We start from the raw sequence: 16,431 nt of genomic DNA, 5'->3' as shown, positions 1-16,431 counted from the left end.
TCCTCAAAGTAAATGTAATGTTAATTAGTCAGTAATAACAGTATGAACTAATTTAGGAGCCACTGCTGTTTCAGCGATAGAAATATTTTCATAAATTTTTGCTTTTACATCTTCTACATTTTCACGATTTGCGTAGATCGTTACGAATGGCTCGCCTTCTTTTACTGCATCGCCAACTTTTTTACGTAACATTAAACCTACAGCTAAATCGATTTCATCTTCTTTCGTTGCACGGCCTGCACCAAGTAACATTGCAGCGATACCGATTTCATCTGCAACAATATTTGAAATCACGCCTGAAGTTTTAGCAGGTACATCAATTACATACTTCGCTTGTGGCATTTTTTCTGGATTGTCTACAATCGAGCTATCTCCACCTTGATTGCTTAAGAACTCTTTAAATTTCTCAGTTGCTTTTCCGTTTTTCATAACTTCAATTAACATTTCACGAGCTTCTTCTAACGTATTTGCTTTTTTCGCAAGTACGACCATTTGACTTCCTAATACAAGTACTAATTCTGTTAAATCTTCTGGTCCTTCACCTTTTAACGTATCAATTGCTTCTTTCACTTCTAGGGCATTACCAATCGCAAAGCCAAGAGGTTGTGACATATCTGAAATAACAGCCATCGTTTGACGTCCTACATTATTTCCGATGCGTACCATTGCATGTGCTAATTCTTTTGCATCTTCTTCTGTTTTCATAAATGCACCTGCACCTGTTTTTACATCAAGTACGATTGCGTCAGCACCAGCTGCAATTTTTTTACTCATAATTGAACTTGCGATTAGAGGAATTGAATTTACTGTTCCTGTTACATCACGTAATGCATAAATCTTTTTATCAGCAGGTGTTAAGTTTCCTGTTTGTCCGATAACAGCTACTTTGTCACGGTTTACAATATCAATGAACTGCTCTTTCGTAATTTCAACGTGGAATCCTTCCACTGCTTCTAATTTGTCAATTGTTCCGCCCGTATGTCCTAAACCACGACCTGACATTTTTGCTACTGGTACATCTAAAGCAGCAACTAATGGTCCTAATACTAATGTAGTTGTATCACCAACACCGCCAGTTGAATGCTTATCTACTTTAATGCCTTCAATTGCTGATAAGTCGATCGTTTCTCCAGACTCCACCATTGCCATCGTTAAATCTGCACGTTCACGATCTGTCATATCTTTAAAGAAGATTGCCATTGCAAGTGCACTCACTTGATAATCAGGAATACTTCCGTCTGTATATCCATTAATAAAGAATTTGATTTCTTCAGTCGTTAATTCTTTGCCGTCACGTTTTTTTGCAATAATATCTACCATTCTCATTACAATCACCATTCCTTTTTATATGATATGAATCTATTAAAATAATAAACCAACGATTGTTGCTGATAAGAAACTTACTAGCGTTGCACCGAAAAGTAATTTCAAACCAAATCTTGCGACTACATTCCCCTGCTTTTCATTTAAGCTCTTAACTGCCCCTGCAATAATTCCAATTGAAGAGAAGTTTGCAAATGAAACTAAGAATACAGATATAATCGCTGTCGTTCTGTCTGAGAAATTAAAGTTCCCTTGCGCTAAATCTGTCATAGCGACAAATTCATTCGATACAAGTTTTGTTGCCATAATATTACCGGCATTAACTGCTTCATGCCATGGAACACCCATAATAAATGCAAATGGTGCAAATACATAACCAAGAATTTCTTGGAATGAAATACCGATTACACCTTTAAATACTGCATTAATGAATGCGATAAGAGCAACGAAACCAACTAACATAGCTGCTACTGTAATCGCAACTTTAAATCCATCGATAATGTATTCCCCTAGTACTTCAAAGAAAGTCTTCTTCTCTTCTTCTTGCACTTCTAACATATCTTCTTCTTCAGTAACTTCATACGGGTTAATGATAGAAGCAATGATAAAGCCACCGAATAAGTTAAGTACTAAAGCGGTTACAACATATTGCGGTTTTAATAACACCATGTATGATCCAACGATAGACATAGAAACTGTAGACATTGCAGATGCACATAATGTGTACATTCTTTTCTCTGGCAATAATCCTAGTTGTTTCTTAACTGAAATAAACACTTCAGACTGCCCTAAAATCGCAGAAGCTACCGCGTTATATGATTCTAGTTTACCCATTCCATTTACTTTACTTAATGCTAGACCGATAGATTTCACAATAATAGGTAATACTTTAATATGTTGCAAAATACCTATTAAAGCTGATATAAATACGATTGGCATTAATACACTTAAAAAGAATGAAAACTCTTTTTGATTTACTAATCCACCAAATACGAAATTCACACCATCAGCGGCATATTTTAATAATTCCCCAAAACCATCTGCTATTCCGCTAATTAATATATTCCCTACACTTGTATTTAATAGTAAAAAACCCAAAATGAATTGTAATATAACCATCGTTATGATTGGACGATATTTGACTTTCTTTCTATCATTACTAGCAAGCCAAGCGATACCTAAAATCAATACGAGGCCAAAAACACCGATTAAGTATTTCATAAGCCGTCTCCTCCCATTCGTATCCGCTTACATTCTTTTCAATTGTTAAAGCAATAGATACACTATACTTTGTGTATCTATTGCTTTTCACACTTTATTAATTAGTAGTTATCTGTAGCACCTTTTGCATCGTTTAATACGATTGCAACACTAGCGCTTGCTCCAACACGAGAAGCTCCAGCAGCTACCATTTTATCTGCATCTTCACGTGTACGAACTCCGCCAGATGCTTTTACACCAACGTTTGGTCCTACCGTTTTACGCATTAATGCGATATCTTCAGCAGTTGCTCCGCCAGTTGAGAATCCAGTTGAAGTTTTTACGAAATCAGCGCCAGCTTTTACTGATAATTCACAAGCACGAACTTTTTCTTCGTCTGTTAGAAGGCAAGTTTCAATGATTACTTTTACAAGAGCTTTTCCTTTTGCTGCTTGTACTACTTCATAAATATCTTTTTCAACGAACTCATTGTCGCCATCTTTTAAAGCACCTACGTTGATTACCATATCAACTTCAGTTGCACCTTTTGCGATAGCATCTTTTGTTTCGAATGCTTTTGTTTCAGTAGTGCTTGCACCTAATGGGAAACCGATTACAGTACAAACGTCTACATCATGTCCAGCTAATTCTTCAGCAGCTAGCTTTACCCATGTAGGATTAATACAAACAGAAGCGAATTTATATTCCTTTGCTTCCTCGATTACTTTCATAACATCTTCTTTTGTAGAATTAGCTTTTAAAATTGTATGGTCAATTAACTTTGCAATATTCATTATTATCACTCCTCATATCTTTTAACAACTTCATTCTAACTCTTAGTTGAACAAATGTAAATATACTTTTGAAATTTTGTTCATTCTTTTTCGAAAGGGAATTTCTTGCATTAAATTATACGTAGTCTAGCTGAAAAACAACTAATATAGATCACAGGTTGAAATCAAAACTTTTATGTTAACACTGGTAGTATGTATCTCAATATCCATAATTATTTTTTTAAAAGAAATCTTTTTCATTCATACATAACTAAAATAAAAGGCTTTCTCAAAATTAACATCTTGAGAAAGCCTTTTATTTCTAACCTTTTTGATAATGTAACAGTTCTTTTGCTGTATGCTGATCAATAATTAATACATTTGCATACCCGCCACGTAACGCACCATCAATTGCTTGTATTTTTCTATTACCACCTGCAACTAAAATAGAACCTTTCTTTAATTTAAGTTCCTCTAACTCAATTCCAATGGTACGCTTATTAATTTCTTCGCTACTAATATTTCCGTCTCCGTCAAAGAAACGTGAACAAATGTCACCGACAGCTTGTTTTTTCAGAATGTTCGTTTCATCCTTATCTAAATATCCTAATCGGAATAATAAAGCTTCATCACGCACTGTTCCGACAGTGAAAACTGCAATATTTGCCTGTTTCCCCATTTCAATAATGTGATGAATATGTCGATCCTGCTCTACTAATTCTTTTGTCACCGCATTATCAAATATAACCGGGAGCGGTAAATTTCTTGGTGTCGTTTGAAAAGCCTCTGCAAATAAAGCAATAGTCTCATTCGCATATGTATTTACACTCGAATGACTAATACCACCTTTTAGCTGGACAACTTCTACACCTTTCACATGTTGTGGTACGATTTTCCTAGCGATTTCATACATCGTCATTCCCCAGCTTACACCGACGATATCACCGTTTTTCACTGTCTTTTCCATGTACTCAGCCGCATATTTACTAATATACTCAGTAATCGTTGCATATTCTGGCACTGGAGAAAATACGACATGCGCCTCTAACAAGTTGTACTTTTCTTTCAATAAATTCCCAACGTTATCTAAATCAGCAAATGGATCGGCTATACTAATTTGAACAAATCCTTTTTCTTTCGCGTACTTTAATAATCTAGAAATCGTCGGTCTTGAAATATTTAATTTGTTAGCAATTTCTTGCTGACTATAATCTGATTGATAATATAATCTCGCAACTTCTACGCTTAATTGTTGTTTATCTTTTTCCATAGTAACTCATTACAAATCCTTTCCTGTATTTCCCTTTCGTTACAAGCATTATACAGCTTTATGCAAAAAAATTCGACTACCGAATTTATACTAACTGAACTTCTACTTCACTTAGTATATACAATGAAACCTTATTGTGTAGCTTCATAAACTCAATACAGATGATTTTGAAGTAGTTACATCGATTCATATTTATTTTTGGAAAAATAACCTAACTCCAAATACTAATAACACTGTGCCCGTAATCCCCTCCATTGTACGGTTCACTCGTTCTTTTCTTAAAAAAGTTCTTAATTGGCGTATTAGCGTGATATAAAGCAAATACCATATTGCTGTCAAAGTCGTAAATGTGAGCCCTAACAAAAGAAATTGGAAGAAATGACTTTGATTGCTCACAATAAATTGGGGGAGAAAACTTAGGAAAAATACAGCCGTTTTTGGATTTAAGATTGCCGTTGTAAATCCTTGTCTAAAACTTTTAATCGTCCCAATATCCTTAGAGTTCATTTCCACTGAAACTGACATATCTTCTTTTTTAGAAAAAGCACTTTTAATTGACTTTACAGCTAAGTAAATTAAATAAAAAGCCCCAGCATATTTTATTAATGTAAATAATACAGAAAATTTCATTAGAATGGCAGAGAGTCCTAGCGTAGCCATTATTGTATGAATCATCATTCCAGATACCGTTCCTAAAACGGTCTTCATCCCACCATTTTTACCATGCGAGATAGTATTTTTTGTAACTAGTGCAAAACCAGGACCAGGCATTATTATAATTAACATTGCTGTAAGGATAAATAATAAATAATTTTCCATGTTTTAGTATTTCCTTTCCAATTTTTAGTTTTGCTTACAGTATAGCTTTTTTCATTAAAACATTACATATAAAAGGCTTGATCAAAAGTTTATCTAGGTTATTAGCATCAATTTGGCTAAACATTATCCCAAAGCCACATTCATAACACACATGACAAACTTATATATCAAACGACAAGTTCAACTCTCACAAAAAACAGGATGAAAAAATAAACAGCGGAACAAGTCCACTGTTTACTTCGTCACGCCTTCATGTAATTTTTCTGTATAATCTTTTACATCTTTCCAGCTATCTTTCGCTGTATTTAAATCTTCTTTTATAAACGTAAATTCTTCAGGACTCATTCCTTTTACGTTTTGTAGTAAATTATTATATTTCGCACCTACTGTATACCATTGATTTGATATATTTTGCAGTGCTGTAATTGCTGCATCAATTGTTTCTGTCATATTTGTTGTTTTATTTTTCACATCTGTCAAAATTGCGACTTCTGCTTGTGCGCCAGAGATTCTATCTTTTAAATTGGCTATTTCTCTTTCTGCATTTGCGATATCTTTTTTCGCAATCGCAATCATCGGTCCGCCAGCAAGACATGTTATTAACGCTACGCAAAGTACACCACCAGCGATAACCATATCATTACTTTTTTTAATTGAATCATTATATGTATTTATTTGTTGCTCTAATGCTGGAATACCAGCATTCGTACTCGCCAAAATCGAAGTTAATTGATTTGTATCTTCTTTAAAACTGTTTGTATCTTTCGCCATTCTATCGCGAAATGCTTTTAAATTCCCTAATAAAATATCAACTTCATTTTGATTTTTTAAAATGTCCGCATACAACTTTTCTAAATCTGCTTTTAATTTACCGCTATCCTTTTGATCAATCGCTACTAGCATGCTATTATAGTACGCTTGAAAAGTATTATTGTAATTAATAATATTTTGATCCGTTTTCATAATTTGAGGCTTCATATTATTTAACCAATACGCTGCATTAATTTTTGCATCTCTTTGGTGCTGAACCATATTTCCTTTAAACTCACTATTAATTGAACTTATTTTACTCAAATCAGTCTCTTGCTGATTTTGAATTAATTTTGCATATGAATCCATTGCAAATATGCTCGATGTCGTTTGCGCCATTACATCTTGGAAACCTGCTGGTCCAAGAGAATAATTTTTCGCATTTTCTTGCAATGTTTTTACGTTTTGTTCCGCTGCAAAAGGATGTAAAGGAAACGCGTTACTTGTTGCGAATCCAGCAATCATTATCGTTAAAAGACATTTTTTATAGAATTTATTACGCATAATTATCACCTATTCTTTTTATGAGGATATGAAACGTTAGAGGTAAAAAAAGCTCCTGCTCACTACTGAACAGGAGCTCTCTATTATTTAAAAATCATTTATCTGTACGTAATGCTGTAACAGTTCAATTACTATTATGCTTTTTTCGTATCTACTACTTTAATATCCTCAGCATAAATCTTTTCTGCATAGTCCTTAATGTTCTTCCAGCTATCTTTCGCAATGTTTAAATCTTCTTTAATGAAAACAAGATCGTTTGGACTAATTGAATCTACATTTTGAAGTAAAGAATTGTATTTTGATCCCATTGTGTACCATTGGTTTGAAATGTTTTGCAACGCTGTAATTGCAGTATCAATTGTATTTGTTAAATACTCCGTTTGTGTTTTAATGTTTGTTAATCCTGCTACTTCTAATTGAGCAGTTGTAACTTGTCCTGTTATTTTTTGAATTTCAGCTTGTGCATTATCAAGCTCTTTCTTCGCTAAAACAATACCAGCTGTACCACCACCTACAGCTGCTGCACCACCTGCAATTAACGCGACTCCTAGCGGCGTTCCTGCACCAGTTGCAATAACTACTGCACCACCGATAATTGCAATTGGTCCTAACGCTGTGGCAACTGATGAACCGATAATAATTGCATTATATTTACTAATTGCTTCATTGTACGTTGTAATTTGATTTTGCAATAGCGGAATTCCAGCGTCTTGACTAGCTAAGATAGATGTAATTTGATTTGCATCTCCCTTGAAGTTTTGCGTATCTGACGTCATTTTATTGCGGAATTTCTTCAAGTCTTCTACTAATTGATCTACTTGTGCTTTATTTTCATTAATACTACTTGATAATCTAGTTAAGCCTTTCGTAAGAGTCGCTTTATCTTTTGCATCTACCGCAGCAACTAAAGTATCATAATAGTTTTGGAATTTCGTATTGTAATTAATGATATTTTGATTCGTTGAAATAAGCTGTGGCTTTAATACATCTAACCATTGCTTCGCATTTCCTCTAGCTGTATCTTGGTGCTGAATCACTTTCCCTTTTAAAGCCGCATCAACAGACGATACATTACCAAAGTTAACATTACCTTGTTTAATAATTGTTAAAGCGTACAGATCCATTACTAAAGCGTTTGAACCTGTTCTTTCCATTGCATCTTTTAGGCCTTCTGGTCCTAATGAGTATTCCTCATAGTCATTATAAGCTTTTGCTACCGCATGAACTGGAGCTTGTTTCACTGTACTTTCAGCTGCATACGTATGGGCTGGCATGATGTTTCCTGCTGCAAATACTGCCATAAGTGCTGATAGAGCCATTACTTTATAAGGTTTTTTTGTCATTTTTCTTCTCTCCCTATATCGTTACTTATTTTTAATGTACTTCAACGTTTGTAACGTAATCTTCAAATTGATTTGTTTGCTTATTCATTTCATCACTTACTTTTTTAATTTGATTGAAATGTTTTTGAAGTAAACTACTATCTGTATATGTGCCTTCTTCAACATTCTTTTGAATTTGGATCATATTATTGTTTAGAACTTTCCAATCTGTTATTAACGTTTCTAAAGTTGTAATTTGACGATCGATTAATTCTGTAAAGCTACTTACTTGATCTTCAACGAATGTAATTTGTGTCGCCTCTGCTTCAGTTTGTGATAACTTTTGTATAAGTGGTAGTAGCTCTTTTTGCTTTTGGTGAATGCGAAGAGCTGCTTCCCTCGTTTGACTATCTGCAGCATTTACAATTTCATTACTTAAAGTGCCGATAGAAACAAAATCAATTGTTTTCGTTTGTGCAGTTTGATTTGTAATGGTAAATACTTGTTTACCGATATTAATAGAACCTTTAATAATTTCTTGAGGTCTATTCAAAATAGTAGTTAGTTCAGCTTGAATTTCCCCTTGAATTCTTTTAATATCTTCTCTTAGCTTCACAATATCTCCACTTGATCCTTGCAGTGTTTTTATTGCTTCATCAGCTTTAATCGATAAGTTATTGCTATCTTTGTCTAATACTGTTTTAAATCGATTTAACTCTAATAAATCTTGCTCCATACTCTCTTGGATGCTTTGTACTTGCAATTGTAATTTCCCGTATGCGCTTGTAAAATCTGCTTTTGCCTGTTCATCTTCATTTACTTTTCCTGCTAGTTCATAGAGCTTACTATAATAGCTATTAAATCTAGTACTATATCTCATCATCTCTTGATTTAAGTCGATTAGCTTCGGATTATATTCATCAATCCACTCTCTTACATTCGCTTTTGCAAATTTTTGATGATTCGTCAAACTACTCATAGCGTTTACCTTAATGTCTGGCTGTTGTAAAATAACTAATCCGTATGCTTGTATAAGCGGTGACTGTGACCCTAACATTCTAATTGAATTAGATAATGTATTTGGAGCAATTACATTTTGCGCATATACTGTTTTCACTTCTGTTTGCCCCTCCTTAGCGTAAGCGCTTACAGGAATGAAGCAACTCGTAGATACTGCTGTAACCAATAACCCTGTAATTAAAGTCTTTTTCACTTTAACTCCTCCTATGTATTAGCAACTATTGCTATCGCATTTTATTATTCTATTTTCTTGCAATTAATTTGAGATGGTTAAAATAGAGAACATTCTCACCGTGATTCATGTACGAACCATCTCTCCTAACTTTTTTCTACAGTACTTACTTATTGTTATAAAACATTTCATACCTTTTCATATGTGCTTAGTATGAATAAAGTTGTATAATTTTTCTATTCTATTGCAATTTCCACATTCATACAGTGAATATATTACATAAAAATATTATTCATTTTAAACTAATTCACGTATAAAAGTATGAAATTTCGTTTTGTTTTCAAGTAAGTTTTGTACTGTAAGGTCATTTAAACACAGCTATTTATATAACGTAAAGAAGTATTTTCATTCCCTTTATTTTCAAGCTCTCATGTCCTTATCCCAAAATAAAATTCGTTTCACTTTCCCGATTAAAATATCCATATATCACAACAGAAAACACTACTTACTCACAACGGATAAAATTATATTAATATAATTTTTAGTTAAATATGCAATAATGCATAGCGTATACACAAAAAGGATAGCTTCACTTTCGTGAAACTATCCTTAAAAAATCTTCTTACTTTTTCAAATGATATGGAACTGTCGTAATAACAACATTTCTCTTATAGAGTAAATACGCACGTATGAGTAAACTTGATTGATTATGAAGAATGTTATGCCAGCCTTTTTTCGGAATAAACTGTGGTATAACGACCGTAACTCGATAATTTGATTCACTCGCTTTATATTGCACTGTATCAATGAACTTAGTTAGCGGCTGAATAATACTTCTATAATGAGAATGCAATGTAACAAGCCTTACTTCAGGTTGCCACTTCTTCCATTTCTCTTCAAATTTCTTTTCCTCTTCTCTGTCAAAAGCAACATATACAGCGATAACTTGATCTGCAGAAAGGGCCTTCGCATAGTTCAATGAATTTTCTACTACATGAGTCATACCAGCTACAGGAACGAGAATTACATTCCCCTCAATCGGAATAAGAGGCTCACAAGTTTTTAAACTTAATTGATCACCGACTGCATCATAATGCTTCTTAATTCGATGGAACAAGAAGATAATAGCAGGTAAGAAAATAAGGATCGACCAAACTTGAGCGAATTTAGTTAAAAAGAACATGCTCATAACGATAAAACTAATGACTGCACCAATTAAATTAACCGTTAATCTTAAAGCCCATCCTTCAGGTTTTTCACGAAGCCATTTTAATACCATACCCGTTTGAGAAAGTGTAAATGGAATAAACACACCTACTGCATATAGCGGAATTAAATGTTCTGTTTGACCTTGGAAAGCTACAATTAAAATAATCGAAGCAATTCCAAGTATAATAATACCGTTTGAGTAACCAAGACGGTCTCCTCTAATCGTAAACATTCTCGGTATGAATTTATCTTTTGCAAGGTTAACTGCTAATAATGGAAATGCAGAATACCCTGTGTTAGCAGCAAGAATTAATATTAAAGCTGTTGTGCCTTGTATGAAATAGTACATGAAATTACGTCCAAATGTTTGTTCAGCAATTTGAGAAACAACCGTTACTTCTTTACTCGGTGTAATTCCGTAATAATAAGCTAAAAATACAATTCCTGAAAATAACACAGCAAGTAATGCACCCATCGCAAGCAAAGTTTTCGCTGCATTGTTTGGTGCAGGATCTTTAAAGTTTGGAATTGCGTTTGAAATCGCTTCAACACCTGTTAAAGCCGAACTACCTGATGCAAATGCTCTTAACAGTAAAAACAAACTAATTCCCGCAACCGGCGTTCCAATCGGCGTGTGTAAAGCCTGCGAAACGTGGCCAGTTAAAATATTGTATATCCCTACACCAATTAATATAAATAGTGCTAAAACGAATAAATAAACAGGATATGCTAAAACGGAAGCTGACTCTGTTACGCCTCTTAAATTTAATATCGTTATAAATATAACAAATATAATCGCAATGATTACATTATGTGCATGTAAGCTAGGAAAAGCAGATGTTAACGCATCTGTACCTGCTGATACACTTACTGCAACAGTTAAAATATAATCAACTAATAAAGACCCTCCAGCTATTAAGCCTGGATTCATCCCTAAGTTTTCTTTTGATACAACATATGCGCCCCCGCCATGAGGGTAAGCAAAAATAATTTGACGATAAGATAAAATAAGAGCTGTCAATAATACTAATACCCCAACAGCTATCGGAATTGAATACCAATAAGCGATAGCTCCAAGACCTGCTAGTGCAATTAAAATTTGCTCTGGTCCGTAAGCAACTGATGACAATGCGTCAGAAGATAGAATGGCTAGCGCCTTCGTTTTATTAAGCTTTTGCTCTCCTAACTCAGTTGATTTTAACGGCCTTCCAATTAAAAATCTTTTAATAGATGAAACCACAGCTGTCCACTCTCCAATAATTTTGTACGAACGATTCTGCTTGTTACAGCCAGCAAACTATTTCTTCAGAAAACAAAAAATGTCTACAAGCCATAGCGAAATAGACTTGTAGACATTATTTTTTTTGTCGCACAAGCTCCACCTTCCTTCTCAATATAACGCTTACGAGGTTAGCTGTCGGATTCGGGCCTATGAGTAGCCCTACCTTTTTTTAAGGATTCACCCCATCGGATTATGTACTAATCCGTAAGAACGGGTCCCCCGTACCATGCGGTTTCAGCGATTTAGAAAATTGAAACTGTGGATTATAATACTCCTTTATTTTCAAAATGTAAACAAAAATTTTTAAAAAGAAAAAATTTAAAATGATTGCGCATAATCCGCTGATAAATATACATAATGAATACTAAAAAACCCTTAAAGGAGACCCGTATGTCTAAAAAGAAGAAACCGCTTTTTTCCGATTCATATTTAGATGCAGTAGCAAATGAAATTAATCAGTTATATGGTAAACGTGAACAGGAAATAAACTTGACAGAAAGAATTAAAAGAAACAAATAATTTGTCATACGCAAATAAAAAAGATAGCAATACACTTATATATTGCTATCTTTTTTATTATTTCATACATCTAATTCTATTACGGGTTTGTTAAATGTCATTTCTTCATACACCTTCAAATTTTGATATACCACTCCTAGTAATGGTGCTTCTAAAGAAAATTGTTCTGCTACATCTAGTAAGTATCCTTGCAAATGCTCCCCTTCAATAAACGAACCTTTTTCCATATCACGCTGCATGGAGGACTTCATATCATAAGAAATTTTATCAATCGTTTTCATATGTTCCTGGGCAATATTATCTTTAACTGGAGCTCCTAATACCCTCATAATTTGTACAGATTCCTCAAATAAATTTCGGATAAATTCACGTCCACCTTCACTTTCACGAATTGGTCCTATCGGTGCACGCATTAATGTTGTAACGCCTGACATGACAGTAATAAATAAATATTTATGCCACATATCTTGCGTAATATTTTCACTTAAAACAAAGCTAGCTTTCGTACCTATAAATGCTTTCGTAATACGCTTTATTCTCTCTGAATCTTGAGGCTTAATTTCTCCAAATACAAGTCTGTTGGCAGCACTAGTTTGTACAATTTCTCCTTGATCGTTTAACGTCGTCTCAATAAAGCATAAACCGCCCATTACTTTTTCCCCGCCGAATTCTTTTTGTAATAGCGATAAATGAGCAATACCATTTAACAATGGAATGATTACAGTATTTTCGCCAACAAACGGCTTCAAATCTTGAATTGCCTCGTTTAAGTGATACGCCTTTGTTGAAAATAAAATCACATCAAATGGAGAAGTTCTATCTTCTTTCGTTATCAATTTCGGTTGAAAGGAAAAATCTCCATTCACACTACGAATAACAAGTCCTTTTTCCTCTAATTGTTGTTTTCTTTTGCTGCGAACGAGAAATGTAACATCTTCTCCCTTTTCTACTAATCGGCCACCAAAAAATCCACCGACGCCACCAGCTCCTAATACTAAAATGCGCATACAACATCCCCTTTTCCTCACACAATTATACTAGTTTTAGTATACATAACATTATACATGTCCCTTGTTAAATTAGCTGAATTTTCATTCTTAATCTATTGAAAAAACAAGGTTATTTTCAAGAAAAATTGGGCATGTTGTTTCTATAGCTTATACGGAAAGGAAACAATGTAAATGGAGGCAATACAAACAATCGAAGAAAAAGATGTAACAACAGCTATATTTCAATTTATATTCCCGTTTTCGTTTAAAACTGGATATGAACAAAATATGTTCCCTTTCTTACAAAAAAATAATTTCCGTCCTTTTCGACTTGATCATCTTGAAGATGAAAATACATATTACGGACAGTTTCAAGTTTCACATCAAAATATGGAAGCATACTATCTTTCATTTACGAATAAAATTCTTTTTCCCCATTCAGAACATCAAAAGGGACTACAGCGCTATTCTAAAGACCTTAATTTAAATGGACATTTAACAACAAATCTTATTTCCGTTCCATTCAAGATACATTCTATTGATGTAACACTTTGTCCTTATGAGCTTGGCTTCTTAACAATTCGAACAGAAGTCAAAACCGCTCCAAACATGACATTATCAGAAGCCATCGAATTTGCTTCTCGCTTCCGTGTGCTTGAAACTAGAAATGATACAACCGAGACCATTTGTATTGAATGTGATGGAAAAAAATATTCACAAGTAGAAAAACTTATATTCGGCGATTTATATCATGGCTTAACAGACTTCTTTGAGAATAAGAGGTTGCGGAGTTCATACTTTCAAACATTCCCCTTCTTTGAAGACCAACGAATGTATGTACAAACCTTATTATCTATTAACAAAAAGTCAGACCTTCATGTAGTTGATGTATATCGAGCTTCCAGTCTTTCCGGATTAACAGACGATGGTAAGCCGTATATTAGCGCAAATAATGTTCCTTATATTCACGATTATTTAACAAAGCATTCTTATCAAAGATGGGCTCCTAACCGTTATTTTATTATGGAAGAACATATTTTCACATGTATAACAAATGAAAGTGAACGAGAAGTCACTAAACTTGCTAGTCAAATGTACGGAGAATTTTATTACGCTTTATTATTAAACCTATTTCATAAAGTTGTTTTATTAAAGATGGCGAATGCTTATGCTGAGCTAAATATTGAACAAGATACAAATGAAATAGAGAAATTAATTTATTCAATCAATTCGTTTACAGCGAATTATTTTTCTTTAGAATTAGTATCTCAATCACAAAGTGAAGATATTTTCTTCCGCTTAAGAAAACTTTTTAACATTGAAATTTTATACTCGAACGCGAAACAAAATCTTGATAGTTTGTTTAAATATCAAGAAAATGTTGCCGCTAAAAAAGATAGCCTTTTATTATTAATTTTAACGCTCTACTCTGTAGTGGGCCAAATGTTAGGTTTTACTATGATTGACCTTTTAAGAAATACAGATTCAGACAAAATATCATCTCCTCTTGAATTTTTTGCACTGTTAATAGCAATTAGCGGTATAGTCATTTCCTTTATATTAGGTGCACAAAGTTTATACCAATGGGGTATACAGCATCGAAGAAGACAAGCATGGGTAAAACAAACTGTACTTTCTGCTGTGAAAGAAAAAGAGGATAAAAATTAAAGACGATTCTTTTTAAATTACAAATACATGATGCGCTTCAGTAAATGAAATTTTTATCAGCGATTTTTCGAATATATCGGCGCAACTCGGAATATATCAGCGATTTTTTAAATATATCGACTTACCGACAAAAATCGACAAAAAACAGAACCTGACAATATAAAAAGGGTACTCCAAAATAAAGTTTGGAGTACCCTTTTTTATTACACGAATTCAGCTTACTTACCTGCTTCGATTTTCTCTAATGCAGCAGCTACTTGTTCTTCCGTTAATTCATGTTGTATTACGTAGCGGTTACGTGGGCTTACACGACATTCATGAGAACATGCACGTAAATGTTTTGCTTCGTTTTCTTCAGAACATAAAATTTTCTTGTTACATTCTGGATTTGAACAGTTTACATAGCGCTCACAAGGTTCACCTGTAAAGTGGTCTTTACCAACAATAACATGTTCTTTTTGGTTTACTGGTACAGCAATACGCTCATCAAATACGTAACATTGTCCATCCCATAGCTCGCCTTGTACTTCTGGATCTTTTCCGTACGTTACAATTCCGCCGTGAAGCTGACTTACATCTTCATAGCCTTCACGAACTAACCAACCAGAAAACTTCTCACAACGAATTCCGCCTGTACAGTAAGTTAAAATCTTTTTACCCTCAAGTGTTTCTTTGTTTTCTCTAATCCAATCTGGTAATTCACGGAATGATTCAATATCTGGTTTAATTGCACCTTTAAAATGCCCTAAATCGAACTCATAATCATTTCGTGCATCAATAATAACTGTATCTTCTTGTTTCATCGCCTCATAAAAATCTTTTGGCTCTAAATATTTTCCAGTTATTTCTTTTGGATTAATGTCGTCTTCTAGACGAAGTGTAACTAACTCTGGACGCGGACGCACGTGCATTTTCTTGAAGGCATGGCCTTCTTCTTCATCTATTTTAAACACGATACCATCAAAACGTGGATCATTGTTCATTGCTTCCATGTATTTCTCTGTTTGTTCTACAGTTCCAGAACAAGTTCCATTAATACCTTCTTTTGCTACAAGGATTCTACCTTTTAATTCAAGTGAATTACAAAATTCTAAATGCTCTGCAGCGAATTCTTCAGGGTTTTCAATTGTTGTGTACATGTAATAAAGTAATACTCTGTATGGTTTTGTAGTTGCCAATGTATTTCTACCACCTATCTAATTTTTAAAATCATGTATAAGTTAACGTTCATATCAAAACATATATAATAAGAAAATGTATCCAAAGTTTTATGCATCCCATTTTCTTCTCTTTATACTATTTTCTATAAGTTAACAAAAATAAAAAACAAGATTACACACCAAAACACTATGGTTATGTTGCAATCCCAATATATTATATATCATACAAATCCATTTCCATCAATTAATATGCTGTATAATAGGCTTTTTGTTCACATAAATTTCAAAAACAGTCCTTTAATTTATTATCTTCTCCTTTATTCAGCGCCCATAAACTTCCAAAATATTTTTGTATTTCCACACCATTAATTGCACAAAGTCATATAATTTG

13 protein-coding genes and 1 riboswitch are annotated in these 16,431 nt (G+C 33.7%); of the genes, 2 read left to right on the top strand and 11 right to left on the bottom strand.

Annotated elements, in window-relative coordinates:
- Window positions 1-24: 24 nt before the first annotated feature.
- The 9 genes from ACS2MN_RS13095 to ACS2MN_RS13055 all read right to left on the bottom strand — a co-directional run bounded on the left by ACS2MN_RS13095 (window position 25) and on the right by ACS2MN_RS13055 (window position 11,662).
- Window positions 25-1,326, bottom strand: a complete 1,302-nt coding sequence (locus ACS2MN_RS13095) for a pyrimidine-nucleoside phosphorylase (protein ID WP_001983022.1) — start codon at window positions 1,324-1,326, stop codon at window positions 25-27.
- 36 nt (window positions 1,327-1,362) lie between these two features.
- Complete coding sequence (locus ACS2MN_RS13090) at window positions 1,363-2,544, bottom strand: NupC/NupG family nucleoside CNT transporter (RefSeq protein ID WP_000876190.1); 1,182 nt, start codon at window positions 2,542-2,544, stop codon at window positions 1,363-1,365.
- Between the two features lie 101 nt (window positions 2,545-2,645).
- Window positions 2,646-3,317 (bottom strand): deoxyribose-phosphate aldolase, encoded by a 672-nt coding sequence (deoC, locus tag ACS2MN_RS13085; protein ID WP_001017434.1) that lies wholly within the window; start codon window positions 3,315-3,317, stop codon window positions 2,646-2,648.
- A 301-nt stretch (window positions 3,318-3,618) separates the two neighbouring features.
- A complete protein-coding gene (locus ACS2MN_RS13080; protein WP_438894708.1) occupies window positions 3,619-4,566 on the bottom strand; it encodes a sugar-binding transcriptional regulator in 948 nt (315 codons plus the stop codon).
- 192 nt (window positions 4,567-4,758) lie between these two features.
- Complete coding sequence (locus ACS2MN_RS13075; protein ID WP_000432989.1) at window positions 4,759-5,385, bottom strand: LysE family translocator; 627 nt, start codon at window positions 5,383-5,385, stop codon at window positions 4,759-4,761.
- A 234-nt stretch (window positions 5,386-5,619) separates the two neighbouring features.
- Window positions 5,620-6,699 carry a non-hemolytic enterotoxin subunit C gene (nheC, locus tag ACS2MN_RS13070; protein WP_001244615.1) on the bottom strand — a complete coding sequence of 360 codons (1,080 nt, stop codon included), beginning with the start codon at window positions 6,697-6,699 and terminating at the stop codon, window positions 5,620-5,622.
- A gap of 134 nt (window positions 6,700-6,833) precedes the next feature.
- Window positions 6,834-8,042: a non-hemolytic enterotoxin NHE subunit B gene (nheB, locus tag ACS2MN_RS13065; protein ID WP_000162968.1), complete on the bottom strand. Its 1,209-nt coding sequence runs from the start codon at window positions 8,040-8,042 to the stop codon at window positions 6,834-6,836.
- A 31-nt stretch (window positions 8,043-8,073) separates the two neighbouring features.
- Entirely contained in the window at window positions 8,074-9,234 is a 1,161-nt protein-coding gene (gene nheA / locus ACS2MN_RS13060) for a non-hemolytic enterotoxin NHE subunit A (RefSeq protein ID WP_346994141.1), read from the bottom strand.
- A 601-nt stretch (window positions 9,235-9,835) separates the two neighbouring features.
- Window positions 9,836-11,662 carry an APC family permease gene (locus tag ACS2MN_RS13055; RefSeq protein ID WP_087950222.1) on the bottom strand — a complete coding sequence of 609 codons (1,827 nt, stop codon included), beginning with the start codon at window positions 11,660-11,662 and terminating at the stop codon, window positions 9,836-9,838.
- Between the two features lie 144 nt (window positions 11,663-11,806).
- Window positions 11,807-11,954, bottom strand: a riboswitch (cyclic di-AMP (ydaO/yuaA leader).
- A gap of 140 nt (window positions 11,955-12,094) precedes the next feature.
- Here ACS2MN_RS13055 and ACS2MN_RS13050 point away from each other — a divergent pair.
- Window positions 12,095-12,223, top strand: a complete 129-nt coding sequence (locus ACS2MN_RS13050) for a hypothetical protein (RefSeq protein ID WP_000038255.1) — start codon at window positions 12,095-12,097, stop codon at window positions 12,221-12,223.
- 62 nt (window positions 12,224-12,285) lie between these two features.
- On the opposite strand, the gene panE is transcribed toward ACS2MN_RS13050, so the two are convergent.
- On the bottom strand, window positions 12,286-13,230 hold the full coding sequence (gene panE / locus ACS2MN_RS13045) for a 2-dehydropantoate 2-reductase (RefSeq protein ID WP_001221918.1): 945 nt from the start codon (window positions 13,228-13,230) through the stop codon (window positions 12,286-12,288).
- 174 nt (window positions 13,231-13,404) lie between these two features.
- Here panE and ACS2MN_RS13040 point away from each other — a divergent pair, with 174 nt between their 5' ends.
- The gene (locus tag ACS2MN_RS13040; RefSeq protein ID WP_000387457.1) at window positions 13,405-14,880 is read left to right on the top strand and encodes a hypothetical protein; all 1,476 of its coding nucleotides are present in this window, start codon (window positions 13,405-13,407) and stop codon (window positions 14,878-14,880) included.
- Window positions 14,881-15,098: 218 nt separating this feature from the next.
- Here the strand turns inward: ACS2MN_RS13040 and trhO are convergent, their stop codons facing one another.
- Window positions 15,099-16,058, bottom strand: a complete 960-nt coding sequence (gene trhO / locus ACS2MN_RS13035) for an oxygen-dependent tRNA uridine(34) hydroxylase TrhO (RefSeq protein ID WP_000246236.1) — start codon at window positions 16,056-16,058, stop codon at window positions 15,099-15,101.
- Window positions 16,059-16,431: the final 373 nt, after the last annotated feature.

The sequence above is a fragment of the Bacillus cereus group sp. BceL062 genome (assembly GCF_051780025.1).
GTDB lineage: Bacteria > Bacillota > Bacilli > Bacillales > Bacillaceae_G > Bacillus_A > Bacillus_A toyonensis.
Note: the sequence above shows the minus strand (reverse complement) of the source record. Positions and strands in the feature narration are given on the sequence as shown.